Origin of the sequence: Bacillus sp. AFS023182, assembly GCF_002560575.1 — a bacterium.
In the GTDB taxonomy this organism is placed as follows: Bacteria; Bacillota; Bacilli; order Bacillales; family Bacillaceae_G; genus Bacillus_A; species Bacillus_A arachidis.
Genome location: NZ_NTRO01000018.1, coordinates 66,704 through 79,984, shown reverse-complemented (window position 1 = coordinate 79,984; position 13,281 = coordinate 66,704). Strand labels below are relative to the sequence as shown.

The following is a 13,281-nucleotide window of genomic DNA, read 5'->3' as shown; positions in this document are numbered from 1 at the left end:
AGAAACTATTGTGAGAGAATGAATTAAGGTAGATGTCCTTATTTAATGAAAATGAAATGGTTGTATTTATAAAAAAGAATAAGTAAGATAGATTTCACGTGTAATAAAGAAGGAATAAGGGAGACAATAAAGGGATGAGGAAAAGAAAAAAGTTGTTAAGTTTATGGAAGACGATTACATTACTAGTGTGTATTGTTATTTTACTTTCTTTACTTGTGACAGATATATTAATTAGTCATAATGTCGAGCGTACGACGGAAGAAAGTCAGGCTGAAAAAGCAAAAACAATCGCGCGTATTGTAGCGAATTCGCCACTTGTCATTGATGCTTTAGTAGGAAGAAAAGATATATCTGAAGTTCAAACGTATACAAATCGTTTATTAAAAAATACAGATGTTCAATTTATTGTAGTCATGGATATGAATGGAATAAGAAAATCTCATCCAAATCCTCAGAAAATCGGTCATCATTTTGTTGGAGGAGATGAGGGGATAGCTTTGAAAGGGAAAGAACATGTATCGATGGCAGAAGGAACGTTAGGAATTTCTATGCGAGTTTTTGTACCGATCTTTTCTGAAGCAAAAGAACAACTTGGGGTTGTCGCTGTCGGAATTTCAGCTGATAATGTGCATGAGAGGGTAAAAGAGAGTAGGCACATTATTTATATTGGTATCAGTGTTGGAATCTTAGTTGGAATTATAGGTGCTATTTTATTAGCTAGACATATTAAGAAAATTTTATTTGATCTTGAACCTAGCGAAATCGCAAAAATTTTAGAAGAACGAAATACGATGTTACAATCTGTTAAAGAAGGAATTATTGCTGTCGATAAAGAGGCGAGAGTTACTTTAATTAATAACGAAGCGAAACGGTTATTTAAGAAGAGTGGTCTCGAAGAAGATTTTATTGGTAAAGATATTGAGAAGTATATGCCTAACTCATGTATAAAAGAAGTGTTACAAACGGGGAAAGCACAATTGTATGAGGAACAAAATCTTTATGGAATTACCATTGTTACAAACAGAGTTCCTTTATATGTTAAAGGAGAAATTGTTGGTGCCATTGCAACATTTCGTGATAAAACAGAGATTAGGCAATTAGCAGAACAATTAACAGATATTCGACTTTATGCAGAAGCGCTCAGGGCACAATCTCATGAGTTTATGAATAAGATGCACGTTGTATTAGGGCTTACACATATGAAGCATTATGGACAATTAGAGACCTATATTAGTAACATGGTCTCGGAGCATCAATATGAAATTGGTGGTGTGATGCAAAAAATAAAAAATCCTGTATTTGCAGGGTTTATGCTTGGTAAACTTAGTTACGCAAGGGAAAAGAATGTCCAACTTATTGTAAGTGAAAATTCTTACTTACCAGAGCCATATGCCGAAAGCATTATTCATGAACTCATTACAATTGTAGGAAATTTAATCGACAATGCATTAGATGCGGTGATGAATTGTGAATATAAGCGAGTAGATATTTCTATTCAATATCAGGATAAATTGATTATTACAGTGAAAGATACAGGATTTGGAATCCCGAAAGAAGAAATTGAAAAAGTATTTGCCAAAGGGTATTCCACAAAAGGAACAAATCGAGGATATGGCTTATATCTTGTAAATGATAGTTTAAAGCGGATAAATGGATGCATACATGTCGATTCATTGTTAGGAAAAGGAACGACAATAACCATTGAAATACCATACAAAAGTAGGGATGAGATAGGAACATGATCAAAGTTTTGATTGTAGAAGATGATCCAATGGTAGCGATGTTAAATAAGCATTATTTAGAGCAAGTAGGAGGATTTGAACTTGTTCATATAGCTAATTCTGTGAAAGAAGCAGTAGAGATATTAAAAAAGTCGGCTATAGATTTCGTATTGCTCGATATTTTTATGCCTGGTGATACAGGGTTTGACTTGTTAATGCATATTAGGAATCAAGAAAAAGAAATTGATGTAATTATGATTTCAGCTGTGCATGATATGGGAAGTATAAAAAAAGCGCTTCAATATGGAGTTGTTGATTATTTAATTAAACCATTTACATTTGAAAGGTTTAAGGAAGCATTAACCGCATATCGAGAAAAATTTATATTTATGAAAGAACAGCAAAAAATTAGCCAATCTGAATTAGATACGTTGATTTTACAAAAAGAAAAAGTAGAAATTCATGCAGATAAAGAACTGCCAAAAGGGCTAACAAAGCAAACATTACAGTTGATATGGAAGCAAATAGAAGCGCTTCATGGACAAGCATTTACAACAGATGAAATGGCTCAATTAGTTGGGATTTCAAGGGTGTCTATTCGAAAGTATGTAATGTTTTTAACTGAAATTGGAGTTTTAGAAAATGAAATGGTTTATCAACATGTAGGGAGACCGGTAAGTAAATTACGATGCATCGATGAAAACAAAATACGTTTGTATGTATAAGCGACTTATGTAAGTCGCTTATACTTTTTTTAATTACAAAACTAGTTACAAAACTTACAAATACTATTTTTACTGTTGAAAGCGTTTTAATATTATAAACAAGAATATAAGGAGGTGCCTATATGGGGATTCAAAAAAAAGTGGAAGCGATATCATCCGTGGAAACAACAGAAGTGGAACAAAAAACTTTTGTTTCGAAAGTTATGAATATTAAAATTGGCGTTATACCTTTACCGTTATATATCGTATTAGCAGCTATCATTTATGGAGCATCTGTATATAACAAATTACCTGCTGATATGATTGGTGGATTTGCAGTCATTATGATTATGGGAATTTTCTTAGGTGATATTGGGATGAGGATCCCGATTTTAAAAAATATTGGTGGACCAGCAATTCTTTCATTATTTATTCCATCTTTACTAGTGTTTTTCAATTGGATGAATCCAGCTTCAATGGAAGCAGCGACGATGCTAATGAAAAAATCGAACTTTTTATATTTATATATTTCTTGTTTAGTAGTCGGAAGTGTTTTAGGAATGAATCGAAAAGTGTTAGTACAAGGGTTTATTCGTATGTTTATTCCGTTAGTTGTAGGAACACTAGCTTCTATTGCAGTGGGATTATTAGTTGGATCATTATTTGGATTTGAAATGAAGAGAACATTCTTCTTTATCATTGTACCAATTGTGAGCGGTGGTATCGGAGAAGGGATTTTACCACTTTCCTTAGCTTACAGCGAGATTTTAAATCAATCATCAGCAACATTTGTATCTCAGCTTATTCCAGCAGCGGTTATCGGGAATATGTTTGCGATTGTAGGCGCTGGATATATGAAGCGATTAGGTGAGAAAAAACCAGAACTTAGCGGTAATGGTGTGTTGGTAAAAACAGGTGATCAAGACGAATTATTAAAAGAACAAAATACAGAAAAACCAATTGACTTCTCATTAATGGGAGCAGGTTTATTAATCGCATGTACGTTCTTTATTTTCGGTGGATTTGCTTCTAAATTTATTGGTATTCCAGGAGCAATCATTATGATCTTTTCAGCAGCACTTGTGAAATACTTCAAATTAATGCCAGCGAAAATGGAACAAGGTGCATATCACTTATATAAATTTATTTCGAAAACCTTAACTTGGCCATTAATGGTCGGTTTAGGATTGTTATACATTCCGTTAAAAGATGTGGCAGCTGTTCTTTCAGTTGGATATGTTGCGGTGTGTGCATCAGTGGTAATCACAATGATCACGACTGGTTTCCTTATTGGAAAAGTCATGAAAATGTTCCCGGTTGAATCTGCGATTGTAACAGGATGTCATAGCGGATTAGGCGGAACTGGAGACGTTGCGATTTTATCAGCTTCAAATCGTATGGAATTAATGCCATTTGCGCAAATTTCAACGCGTTTAGGTGGCGCTGCTATGGTTGTAACAGCGACAATTTTATTAAAAATGTTTTCATAATTTATCATCAGACAAGCTAGCTATGTAAAAACGTAGCTAGCTTGTCAAATTAGGAGGAGTTTATTTATATGTTAGAAAGTCAAATTAATGAACGTTCATTATTACTTCATAAAGAATTGGTAGGAAAAATTGAAATTACAAGTAAAGTAGAAGTAAATTCAGCAGATGATTTAAGTTTGACATATACACCAGGAGTGGCTGAGTCTTGTAAAGCGATCGCTGCAGATGAAGAAACAGCTTATGACTATACAGCGCGCGGTAATATGGTGGCAGTTGTTTCGGATGGAACAGCAGTACTCGGATTAGGTGATATTGGACCGAAGGCAGCTATGCCTGTTATGGAAGGGAAAAGTATTTTATTTAAAAAATTTGCGAATGTAGATGCATTTCCGCTTTGTCTTGGAACGACTGATGTAGATGAAATCGTAACCATTGTTAAAAATTTAGAACCTACATTTGCAGGTATTAATTTAGAAGATATTGCAGCGCCGCGCTGTTTTGAAATTGAAAAGCGCTTAAAAGAAGAAACAAATATTCCAGTGTTCCATGATGATCAACACGGAACAGCAATTGTTGTTTTAGCTGCAGTTATTAATGCTTTAAAAGTTGTAAACAAACAGATGGATGAAGTGAAGATTGTCATTAATGGTGCCGGTTCTGCAGGGATTGCAATTGGTAAATTGTTATTAAATGCAGGCGCGCAGCATATGACGTTAGTAAGTTTAGAAGGTATCGTTTGTGAAGGAGAATCATGGATGAACCCTGCACAAATCGAGATTGCGAAAGAAACAAATCGTGAATTTGTACGTGGAACATTAAAAGAAGCGATTGACGGCGCAGATATTTTTATCGGTGTATCTGCTCCTAACGTATTAACAAAAGAACTTGTGAAGACAATGAATGAAAAACCAATTGTGTTTGCAATGGCGAATCCAGTACCAGAAATATTCCCAGAAGATGCACTAGAGGCTGGAGCAGCGGTTGTTGGAACAGGACGTTCTGATTTTCCAAACCAAGTAAACAATGTCTTAGCATTCCCTGGTATATTCCGTGGTGCATTAGATGTACGTGCAACAGATGTCACAGAAGAAATGAAGTTAGCTGCAGCATATGGAATCGCTAACATCATTACTGATGAAGAACGAAATGAGAACTATGTAATTCCAAATCCCTTAGATAAAAGAGTTGTTCCAAGTGTTGCTGCTGCAGTAGCAAAAGCGGCAATCGAGTCAGGAGTCGCACAGATTACAAAAATGCCAAGTTATAAATAATAAAACGCAGTGCCCTTTTAAGGAGGCACTGCGTTTTTAGTGAGATAAGAGATCAGAGCAATAAAGAAATCGTACCTCCGCTTATGGTTTTATATTATTAGTAATAAATATTTCGCTTTGCATTATTTATTCAACTCCATTGCAACTTGCTTTCCATTTACGAAAACCTCTACCAAAGCCACTACAACTTCCATTACTTTTTTCATCTCTCATCTCTCCTTGTTTGTTGTTTCATTTCTTACTTTTAGTATAAGGGAGAGAAGGGGATGCAACTATCGAAGTAGATGACATAACAATTACATTGTTGTAAGAAAGACATTAAGCTTTGTCACTTTTTTCTACTTGAATAACAATTTGCTCATAATATTTCTCATCAATATAGACATTTAAGACCCATAATCCAGGAGAAGGTAGTGACATAAGGAAAGGGAGTTCTTTTATATTTGAATGAATGGGAGTAGGAGCAGTCCAAGTTTGTTCGAAAGTTTCATCTTGAAAGAGTATGGGAGTCGGTTTTGTAGATCCTTGTTTTAAGGCGATAATAGATAGTTTTCCAGATGGCATTTGTGGATCGAGGAAGAACCACATCTGTTTATTTTTCTCACCAGCAATGAATGTACTATCTGCAATTGCAACTTTTCCTTCAATGCCTTTTAATGGTGTCTTTCCAGCTACAAAGGAAGGACTTTCTTCCCAGTTAACATCTTTTAAGACGCTTAAGTGAAAAAATGAAGGTACATTATTTTGAGGTTGAGAGGTTTTTGTTATTTCTTTTATAGGTGCTTTGGAATCTTGCTCGATTGAGGTACATCCAGTGATGAGAAAGGAGAAAAGTAGCACAGTGCCAATTTTTTTCATTTTGCCACACTCCTATTTTTCATTGTTAGTGTAATTGTATTTGCTAGAAGAGCGGACAATTCCTTTTCATTCATAAAAAGAGGTCAGAAGTTTAGTATGACCTCTTTCGATATTTTGCACTATATTTGTTCAGGTGTGAATGTAGGTTCTGCTTCTTTTTCTGGCATTGTTAAGAAAATAACTGCGCTGACGATACATACACCGCCTAGTAATTGGTATGCGCCGAAAGATTCTTTTAGCCAAGTGATGGAAACGATAGCCGCTACAAGCGGTTCAATACTAGATAAAATACTGGTCTCTGTTGCGGATAAATATTTTAAACTGCCAATGTAGAGAAGAAAAGAAAGTGTTCCACTTATAATAATTAAAATCAGCATAGAGAATGTTGGAAGTGTAAAGGTTTGTGAAAGTTGTTTCCATTCAAAAGAGTGATTATAAATAAATAGTGAAATGCCCCCGATTAACATACCCCAGCCAATAATAAGAGTTGTGCCCCATTGTTTAATAAGAGAAGCAGGGTGAAGTGTATAAAAGGCAAAACCAATAGCTGTTAATAGACCAAATAAAATAGCTGCCTTCGATAAAACAATATTTTCAATTGATCCATTTGTAATAATAAAGTATGTGCCTGTTAGGGCAGCGACAATGGCTAACACTTGCATAGTTGAAGGAAGTTTTTTATACCGTATTGCAACATAAACGGTAATGAGAACTGGCCCTAAAAACTGGAATAAAGTAGCGGTAACTGCGTTGCTAATATGCACTGTTTCAATAAAAGCATACTGGGCGCCAAGCATTCCAAGAATAGAGAAAATGATAAGTTGTAAAAGATGGCGTGGGTGTTGCCAAATACGAAATATATTTTGTTTTTTTATAAGTAGAAAACATAAAATAAAGACCCCAGCAAGCAATAGGCGAATTACTAAAAAATCAATAGATGATACTTTCGTATGTTGAAAGAGCCACTGAATCATTGGACCTGATAATCCCCATAGAGTAGCTCCTGTAATAATCATAATGAGGCCGAGACGTCTGTTATTGTTCATCATGATGCTCCTTTCTAGGATTGATTTTTTAAAATTTACATGATAAAAGGAATTATATATAACTTCTGGTACTGTAAGAAGTATCAATAATGCATTTTATAAAGGGGTCAGATTTTATGTTAGAGTTAACACCAAATTTGAATATGGAGAAAAAAATCCCGCTGTATGTACAGTTATACGAGTATATAAAAACAGAAATAAGAAGTGGGAAAATCCCTCCCTTGACGAAGCTTCCAGCAAAAAGAAAGTTAGCAATGCATTTAGAAGTAAGTAAAAATACAGTGGAATCGGCATATGAACAACTTCTTGCAGAAGGATATATTGAATCGGTTTCACGTAAGGGGTATTTTGTATGTGAAATTGAACAAATGATACATACAATGAAAAAAAGAGAAGTCGTTAAGGAAGTATTGCATGAGGAACAGAAATATAAATATGATTTTACACAAACGGGTGTAGATGCAAATACATTTCCATTCTCTGTATATCGGAAAATTTCAAATGAGGTATGGCAACTAGAAAATAAGGACCTTCTATTTCTTGGGCATCCTCAAGGTGAATCCAGTTTACGTGAAGAGATTGCGAAATATTTATATGAATCAAGGGGTGTGAGATGTTCAGCGAGTCAAATTGTAATAGGAGCCGGAACACAATTTTTAATAAGAATGTTGTTTCAGCTACTAAAGGGAAGTCATTTTGCAGTTGAAAATCCAGGGTATCACCGAAAGTTGGTTGTCTTTGAGAAGGGGGAAGAAAATGTTCAAATGCTCCCGCTTGATGAGGATGGGATTTGTATTTCAGATTTAGAAGGTAGCAATGCGAATGTTGTGTTCGTTACTCCATCCCATCAATTTCCGTGTGGAATGATTATGCCAATTAAAAGAAGGATGCAACTATTACAATGGGCACAAGGGAGGAGTGGGCGTTATATTATTGAAGATGATTACGATAGTGAGTTCCGTTACTCTGGAAAGCCGATCCCAGCGTTGCAAGGGCTTGATACAGAAGGGAATGTAATTTACATGGGAACACTTTCAAAAGCTTTGCTTCCATCATTACGGATGAGCTATATGGTGCTACCAAAACAGCTAATTGAGTTGTATCAAACACAATATTTATTTTATGCACAAAGTGTTTCAAGAATTGATCAAGAAATTATTAGAAGGTTTTTAAATGAAGGACATTGGGAAAAGCATATTTATAAGATGCGAGTCGTTTATCGGAAAAAGAGAGATGCTCTTGTCTCAGCAATAGAAAAGTACTTTTCTAATAAGGCGGAAGTAATTGGGGAAGACTCTGGCTTACATATTTTATTAAAGGTTCACAACGAAATGTTAGAAGAAGAATTAATAAAGAGGGCAGCTGAAAACGGTATAAAAGTATATCCTGTTTCTACGTATTATAAAGAAGGGAGTACTCCTAAAAATACGGTTTTACTTGGGTTCGCTATTTTATCAGAGGCAGGGATTGAAGAGGCAATTCAATTATTATATAATGCGTGGTTTGCACTGTAAAACGCTAATAAAAAAATCCTCATATATTTGAGGATTTTTTTATTACTTTTCTGTATCTAAGAATAAAACCATATGCTCTTCATCCCAATATTGACCGTTATATTTTAAAGAACGCTCTTGTACACCAAAAGTTTTAAATCCTAATGATTCGTAAAGTTTTTTTGCACCGTCATTTCCGACCACAACATCAAGCATAATTTGTTCTACTTCTAATGTTTTTGCAAGTTCAATACACTCTTTAATGAGGGATTTTCCTGCGCCAAGTCCACGTGCTTTTGGCGATACATATACCGAACCAATCTTTGCTTTATGTTCTTGTTTTACGTATGGTTTCGTTTCCAAGGTTGCAACACCGATCAATGCACCGTCTTTAAATGCACCTAATGTATAGTTTTCATCTTGGGCTAATTTTTGTGCTTTATACTCAATCGGGCATTCTTTATTAATAATATCTTCATAAGAAGAGCTGAAAGCCTCAGGGTTTTGTTTTAATCCTTCTACACGAAGTTCTAAATAAATTTCTGCTTCATCCTTTGTTAATACATGGATATCCAATTATATCACCCTCCAAATCTTTGACAAATGTAGTTATATTTTATATTGAAATAAGAATAATTTCAAAAAGATAGCTTTTTCTAGTGATGTTTTACTGTTTTTTTTCTTAAAAAGTTAATAAATAATGGCTATTAACATAATATCACCAGCAGTTTGAAAGGAAAGATACTACTGGTGATTTACCGTACATACTATTCAATTGGTAATTCAATAATAAATTCTGTTCCAATTCCTAACTGACTTTTTACTTGTATGGAGCCGCTATGTAACTCAACAATTTCTTTTGCAACAGCTAAACCAATTCCTTTACCGCCCGTAGCTCGAGTTCTTGATTTATCAACTCGATAAAAACGATCAAAAATATGCGGGATATCTTCTTGTGGAATCCCTTCACCTTCATCTTGCACACTTATAGAAAAAGTATTCTCATTTTGATAGGCGTGTACAGTAATAACTGATTGTTCATAAGAATGCTGATAGGCGTTGTGTAATAAATTTAGCATTACTTGTTCCATTCGACGTTCATCCATATAGACATTAGGATCATCTTTACAGTGAAATTTAATTGTTATTTGCTTTTTAGCAAGTGTTGGTTTGGTTTTTTCAATCATGCGTTCTAGAAAAGGCTGTAAAGGAATCTCTTGTTTTTTAATAATAAATTGATGCTGTTCAAGTTGCGCTAAATCAAATAAGTCTTGAACAAGTTCGGTTACACTATCTGTTTCGTCTTCAATAATTTGTAAATATTCTTCACGCTCTTCTTTAGAGAGAGAATCTCGTTTAGCCACTTTTGCATAACCCTTCATATAGGTAAGTGGTGTGAGTAGTTCGTGAGCTACACTTGCAAGAAACTCATTTCGTTCTTTTTTCATGTAGGTCAATTCACTAGATAATTCTTCAATGGTTTTGGCCAAACTACCAAGTTCATCATTGCGTTTAATTCCTAATTTAATTGGTTTATTTAACTTTGACATTTTTTCTGTTGCACGTTTCATTTTAATAAGAGGATCAGTAATGACACGAGAAAAGATAAAGACAGAAATTGTTGTTAAAACAAGAGTTAATATACCGATAATAATAAATTGATGTGCTAAACGAAGAATCATTTTTTCTAAAAATGCTGTATCTAAAAACATATGTACATACCCAGTAATTTGTTTATGAATGATAATTGGCGTTGCTGTTGAAATATATTTCGATGTTTTCCAATTTTTTTCAATCATAGTTCCATCTATTGAAGTACAACGTATTTTGTTAGCAAGTTGCTTTTTCATTTCTGGGGTTATCGGATCAGAAGAAGAAAGTATTTGCCCATTGGTGTCTGTTATGACTAACTTTGTGTCTGAATTAGAATGTGATTCCATTGCTGCAGCATGTTCAAAAGCTCGTGGACCATAACGTCTTGAAATAAAGTTACTATAGCGCTTTCCTTTTTCTAAAAGAGCGGCTTTTTCTTCTTCAATACGCATGTTCGACAAACTTGTATAAAAAGATACAAAAGCGATGGCTTCAAGACATAGAGCTAATATTAAAAAGCATGTACCAATTTTAAGGGAAAGCTTGTTCATTTTTTCACCATACCTTTATGTCACATTAATGGTCAGTGGGAAGAATCTAACCACTGACCAAAGTTGTATCACGAGTTGCTTAAATAATTCTAAGTGTGGGGCGAGTCATTTCCTACCTAGAAAAGTTTCACTTTATTATTTTTATTCACTTTTCCACTTATATCCCACCTTATAGATGGTCTCTAAGTATTTTTCAACAGGAAAGTCCTTTTTTCGTAATTTATCACGGATATTGCGGATATGTGAGTCGACAGTACGATATTCAATATCCGTTTGATATCCCCATATTTTTTCAATTAAATCATCACGGCTATATGCTCGATTGGTATTTTGTAAAAACAGTCCTAGTAATGAAAACTCGATAGGTGTAAGTGAAATTTTTTCGTCGTAAACAGTAACAGTATGCTTTGTTTTATCCCATTCAATGCCATTGAAGCTGATAAAACCGTCCTTTTTTGTTCGGCGTAGCACAGCTTCAATTCGGGCAACTAGTACTTGTTCGTCAAAAGGTTTTGTAATATAGTCATCCGCTCCCAGTGTGAGTCCCTTTATCATATCGTAGTTTTGATTACGAGCTGTTAACATTATAATTGGAACATTGCAGATTTGACGGATTTGATAACAGGTATCCCATCCATCCATCTTGGGCATCATGACATCTAACAAAATGATATCGAAGTTTTTTTGTTGAACTAATTCAAGAGCTTCAATACCAGATGTGGCTTTCATACAAAAATAACCACGTGGACTTAAGAATAAATCTAATAATCGCAACATACGCTCTTCATCATCTACTAATAAAATTTTTATCATAGTTCTTGTGCACCTCAAAACATTCAGTCTACCTTGTATAGTTTACATGAAAACGATAAAAAACTCTGTTTATGTGATTGAATTGTAGTGCATTTTTTGTACTATGGCAATTGACATAAAAAATGCACTACTTTTGCACAACTCTTTTTTATAATAAAAGGCGTAGCGACACAAAATACCCTATGTTGCGACATAACGTCATGTCATTTTATTTATAAAATGACAATTCCATTCTATTGTGTATGTGAGATAGTGAGAAATTTCGTATTCACCTCGCATCGGATAAGGAAAATCTCCTATCTCACACTTTTTTTATTGCTATAAAGGGGATTATACACATGAGTAAAAAAGAAGAACGTTTTCAAAAAGATAAACAAGAGCGCAATGCTGTTGTGATGTGCATTGCTGTATCTATGCTAATCATTGTGACGTGTGCTAATAAATTTTTTGGAATTCTATAATAGATGTATGAGCTCGTTGCTGCATTTAGAGAAGTAACGAGCTTTTTTATTTGTAGGAAAAAATCCCCTGTATGCTATATACAGGGGATTTTTGTATAGGAAGGAATCAACAAATGATAGAAGTTTTATACAATAAACCAAGGAAGAATTGCTAATCCTGAAGTGACGATTATTGTGCCGCAAATTAAAAAAATAAGATGTTTGTGCTGTTTCATATCTATTCCTCCTCTAATTCTTGATTTAATTCTATCGCTACGAATTTTCTGTTTACCATTACTTCTATCATTTTTTCATCTTTTAGCTCTTTCGGTTGTGGTTCTGTACTTTTAGTATAGCGAAGAGAAGGGAATAGAACCATTGAATAAGATGACATGAATATTACATTGTTGTAAGAAAAAAGTACCTTTATCTGAAAAGGTACTTTTGGAGAAATCTATATAAATACATTTTGATTTTTAGACATATAAGTTCCAGTTTAAAACAACAAAAGATAATTCGCTCTCGTTGTTTTAAACTGGAACTGACCACTTCTATGCATGGAAGAATACTCTTTCCGAGCTAGAAAGAAAGGTTTTTTTGTTGTTTTTCACTTTGCATTTGATTCGTTAGTTAAAAATAAAACCATATGTTCTTCATCCCAATATTCTCCATTGTGTTTTAAGGAACGTTCTTGTACGCCATATGTTTGAAAGTCAAGTGACTCGTATAATTTTTTTGCAGCTGCATTTCCGGCAACAACATCGAGCATGAGTTGTTCTACATGTAATTTATGAGCGTTTTCAATAATGGCTTTTATTAACGCACGGCCAGCGCCAAGACCACGCGCTTTCGGAGAGACGTAAACAGAGCCGATTTTTGCCTTATGTTCTTGTTTTATAAATGGCTTAGTTTCTAAAGTGGCAATTCCGATTAATTCGTTATCTTTAAAGGCACCAATTGTATATTTATCCGGATTGGCTAAACGTTTCGCCATTGCAGCAACAGGATCCTCATGTTTTAGAACGTCTTCATAAGAAGAACTAAAAGCTTCTGGATTTTGCGTTAATCCTTCCATACAAACTTTTAAATAAATTTTTGCATCCTCTTTTGTTAATAGACGAATTTCCATGTATATAACCTCCTAAGTGTAACCAGCTCTACAGGATAAGCACGCTACAAGAGCACGGTTGTTGATGCTTTTTCAATTGATAACAGTTCCGCTTTATAGTAAAAAATGTTATATGCTGCACTCATTCCATCTTAATTTGTTAAAGAATAAGGAGATATATGCGGAGAAGAGC

Annotated in this window: 13 protein-coding genes; 6 read left to right on the top strand and 7 right to left on the bottom strand. The window is 34.4% G+C overall.

The features are described 5' to 3' along the window. The first annotated feature begins 134 nt into the window (after positions 1-134). From CN288_RS08380 to CN288_RS08365, 4 genes are all read left to right on the top strand, one after another. Positions 135-1,742: a sensor histidine kinase gene (locus CN288_RS08380; RefSeq protein ID WP_098302109.1), complete on the top strand. Its 1,608-nt coding sequence runs from the start codon at positions 135-137 to the stop codon at positions 1,740-1,742. Then, complete coding sequence (locus CN288_RS08375; protein WP_026593956.1) at positions 1,739-2,446, top strand: response regulator; 708 nt, start codon at positions 1,739-1,741, stop codon at positions 2,444-2,446. The genes CN288_RS08380 and CN288_RS08375 overlap by 4 nt, the downstream gene beginning before the upstream one ends. 122 nt (positions 2,447-2,568) lie before the next feature. Then, positions 2,569-3,915, top strand: coding sequence for a 2-hydroxycarboxylate transporter family protein (locus CN288_RS08370; RefSeq protein ID WP_098302108.1), 1,347 nt, complete (start codon positions 2,569-2,571; stop codon positions 3,913-3,915). A 68-nt stretch (positions 3,916-3,983) separates the two neighbouring features. Continuing rightward, on the top strand, positions 3,984-5,186 hold the full coding sequence (locus CN288_RS08365; protein ID WP_026593954.1) for an NAD(P)-dependent malic enzyme: 1,203 nt from the start codon (positions 3,984-3,986) through the stop codon (positions 5,184-5,186). Positions 5,187-5,504: 318 nt separating this feature from the next. On the opposite strand, the gene CN288_RS08360 is transcribed toward CN288_RS08365, so the two are convergent. Together CN288_RS08360 and CN288_RS08355 are read right to left on the bottom strand one after the other, a co-directional pair. Continuing rightward, entirely contained in the window at positions 5,505-6,044 is a 540-nt protein-coding gene (locus CN288_RS08360) for a DUF4871 domain-containing protein (protein ID WP_098302107.1), read from the bottom strand. A gap of 119 nt (positions 6,045-6,163) precedes the next feature. Next, on the bottom strand, positions 6,164-7,090 hold the full coding sequence (locus tag CN288_RS08355; protein WP_098302106.1) for a DMT family transporter: 927 nt from the start codon (positions 7,088-7,090) through the stop codon (positions 6,164-6,166). A gap of 116 nt (positions 7,091-7,206) precedes the next feature. Here CN288_RS08355 and pdxR point away from each other — a divergent pair, with 116 nt between their 5' ends. Next, entirely contained in the window at positions 7,207-8,604 is a 1,398-nt protein-coding gene (gene pdxR, locus CN288_RS08350) for a MocR-like pyridoxine biosynthesis transcription factor PdxR (protein ID WP_090692986.1), read from the top strand. Between the two features lie 42 nt (positions 8,605-8,646). Here pdxR and CN288_RS08345 read toward each other — a convergent pair whose 3' ends face one another. The 3 genes from CN288_RS08345 to CN288_RS08335 all read right to left on the bottom strand — a co-directional run bounded on the left by CN288_RS08345 (position 8,647) and on the right by CN288_RS08335 (position 11,540). Next, positions 8,647-9,159: a GNAT family N-acetyltransferase gene (locus CN288_RS08345; protein WP_026593950.1), complete on the bottom strand. Its 513-nt coding sequence runs from the start codon at positions 9,157-9,159 to the stop codon at positions 8,647-8,649. A gap of 191 nt (positions 9,160-9,350) precedes the next feature. After that, positions 9,351-10,727, bottom strand: coding sequence for a sensor histidine kinase (locus tag CN288_RS08340; protein WP_026593949.1), 1,377 nt, complete (start codon positions 10,725-10,727; stop codon positions 9,351-9,353). Positions 10,728-10,868: 141 nt separating this feature from the next. Further along, complete coding sequence (locus tag CN288_RS08335) at positions 10,869-11,540, bottom strand: response regulator transcription factor (RefSeq protein ID WP_026593948.1); 672 nt, start codon at positions 11,538-11,540, stop codon at positions 10,869-10,871. Between the two features lie 338 nt (positions 11,541-11,878). Between CN288_RS08335 and CN288_RS29475 the strand changes: the two genes are divergently transcribed. Beyond that, complete coding sequence (locus tag CN288_RS29475; protein ID WP_090692978.1) at positions 11,879-12,001, top strand: hypothetical protein; 123 nt, start codon at positions 11,879-11,881, stop codon at positions 11,999-12,001. Positions 12,002-12,218: 217 nt separating this feature from the next. On the opposite strand, the gene CN288_RS28680 is transcribed toward CN288_RS29475, so the two are convergent. Together CN288_RS28680 and CN288_RS08325 are read right to left on the bottom strand one after the other, a co-directional pair. After that, positions 12,219-12,374: a hypothetical protein gene (locus CN288_RS28680; RefSeq protein ID WP_176527659.1), complete on the bottom strand. Its 156-nt coding sequence runs from the start codon at positions 12,372-12,374 to the stop codon at positions 12,219-12,221. A gap of 213 nt (positions 12,375-12,587) precedes the next feature. Then, a complete protein-coding gene (locus CN288_RS08325) occupies positions 12,588-13,109 on the bottom strand; it encodes a GNAT family N-acetyltransferase (RefSeq protein ID WP_098302105.1) in 522 nt (173 codons plus the stop codon). Positions 13,110-13,281 lie beyond the last annotated feature (172 nt).

Coding starts and splice junctions, on each gene's coding strand:
- pdxR (WP_090692986.1), top strand. CDS start 7,207: ATGTTAGAGTTAACACCAAATTTGAATATGGAGAAAAAAATCCCGCTG.
- CN288_RS28680 (WP_176527659.1), bottom strand. CDS start 12,374: ATGTCATCTTATTCAATGGTTCTATTCCCTTCTCTTCGCTATACTAAA.
- CN288_RS08335 (WP_026593948.1), bottom strand. CDS start 11,540: ATGATAAAAATTTTATTAGTAGATGATGAAGAGCGTATGTTGCGATTA.
- CN288_RS29475 (WP_090692978.1), top strand. CDS start 11,879: ATGAGTAAAAAAGAAGAACGTTTTCAAAAAGATAAACAAGAGCGCAAT.
- CN288_RS08365 (WP_026593954.1), top strand. CDS start 3,984: ATGTTAGAAAGTCAAATTAATGAACGTTCATTATTACTTCATAAAGAA.
- CN288_RS08360 (WP_098302107.1), bottom strand. CDS start 6,044: ATGAAAAAAATTGGCACTGTGCTACTTTTCTCCTTTCTCATCACTGGA.
- CN288_RS08380 (WP_098302109.1), top strand. CDS start 135: ATGAGGAAAAGAAAAAAGTTGTTAAGTTTATGGAAGACGATTACATTA.
- CN288_RS08375 (WP_026593956.1), top strand. CDS start 1,739: ATGATCAAAGTTTTGATTGTAGAAGATGATCCAATGGTAGCGATGTTA.
- CN288_RS08340 (WP_026593949.1), bottom strand. CDS start 10,727: ATGAACAAGCTTTCCCTTAAAATTGGTACATGCTTTTTAATATTAGCT.
- CN288_RS08370 (WP_098302108.1), top strand. CDS start 2,569: ATGGGGATTCAAAAAAAAGTGGAAGCGATATCATCCGTGGAAACAACA.
- CN288_RS08355 (WP_098302106.1), bottom strand. CDS start 7,090: ATGAACAATAACAGACGTCTCGGCCTCATTATGATTATTACAGGAGCT.
- CN288_RS08325 (WP_098302105.1), bottom strand. CDS start 13,109: ATGGAAATTCGTCTATTAACAAAAGAGGATGCAAAAATTTATTTAAAA.